Annotated in this window: 2 protein-coding genes; both read right to left on the bottom strand. The window is 64.3% G+C overall.

Features of this window, described 5'->3' with window-relative positions; genetic code table 11:
• On the bottom strand, positions 1–627 hold a 627-nt coding region (locus tag U4012_RS35510; protein WP_321804533.1), incomplete at its 3' end, for an ABC transporter ATP-binding protein.
• 23 nt (positions 628–650) lie between these two features.
• A partial coding sequence (locus tag U4012_RS35505) for a branched-chain amino acid ABC transporter permease (protein ID WP_321804531.1) occupies positions 651–1,232 on the bottom strand: 582 nt, incomplete at its 5' end.

Raw genomic sequence — 1,232 nt, 5'->3', positions numbered from 1 at the left:
GAGAATCGTGCGGCCGTCCGAACGGATCTTGTCGAGCAGGCGCGTGAGTTCGACCTTCTCGGTCGCGTTCATCCCGGCCGCCGGTTCGTCCAGCGCGAGCAGCTTCGGGTCGGTTGCCAACGCGCGTGCGATTTCCAGCCGGCGCTGGTGGCCGTACGACAGGTTGCGCGACGTGTAGTCCGCATACTGCAGCACGCCGACGTACTCGAGCAGCTCGATCGCGCGTTCCTTGATCTCGCGCTCTTCCTGGCGCTCGGCCGGCGTCTGGAACACCGCGCCCAGCAGGCCGTGCTTGGTCCGCACGTGGCGGCCCACCATCACGTTCTCCAGTGCCGTCATCCCGCCGAACAGGCGAATGTTCTGGAACGTGCGCGCGATGCCCGTCTTCGCGACCTGGTGCACCGCGGTCGGCTTGTATTCCGTGCCGTCCAGCTTGAACTCGCCGGAGTCCGGCGTGTAGAGGCCCGTGATCACGTTGAAGAACGTGGTCTTGCCGGCGCCGTTCGGGCCGATCAGCCCGTAGATCTCGCCTTCTTTGATCTGCAGGCCGACGTCGGACAGTGCCTGCAGCCCGCCGAAGCGTTTGTTCACGCCCGAGACGGACAGTCGGATTTGCTTGTCGCTCATGTGTTTATCCCCTTGTCCGTCGGTTAAGCGCGCACCGGCTTCTTGCCGGCGCGCTTCGCCAGTTTCGCGATCTTGTCCTCATGCTTCGGCGCCGGCCACAGGCCTTCCGAGCGGTACAGCATGATGATCACCATCGCGAGGCCGTACAGCGCCTGACGGATCACTTCGGTATCGACGATGTCATGACCGAACAGCGCATGCTGCAGCGGGCTCATCGTCGAGCGCAGGAATTCCGGGAAGATCGCGAGCAGCACCGCACCCAGGATCACGCCCGGGATGTGGCCCATGCCGCCGAGCACCACGCACGCCAGCACGACGATCGATTCCCAGAACGTGAACGATTCCGGCGACACGAAGCCCTGGAACGAACCGAACATCGCGCCCGACAGGCCGCCGAACGACGCACCCATCGCGAACGCGAGCAGCTTCACGTTGCGGGTGTTGATGCCCATCGCCTTCGCGGCGATTTCGTCTTCGCGGATCGCCGCCCATGCGCGACCGATACGCGAATGCTGCAGGCGCGTACACGTCCAGATCACCAGCAGCGAGCACAGCACGAACAGGTAGTAGTACATGTAGACCGACGGCAGCTGGAAGCCGAACAG

Origin of the sequence: Burkholderia sp. BCC1988, assembly GCF_905339895.1 — a bacterium.
In the GTDB taxonomy this organism is placed as follows: Bacteria; Pseudomonadota; Gammaproteobacteria; order Burkholderiales; family Burkholderiaceae; genus Burkholderia.
This window is presented reverse-complemented; position numbering and strand designations above follow the sequence as displayed.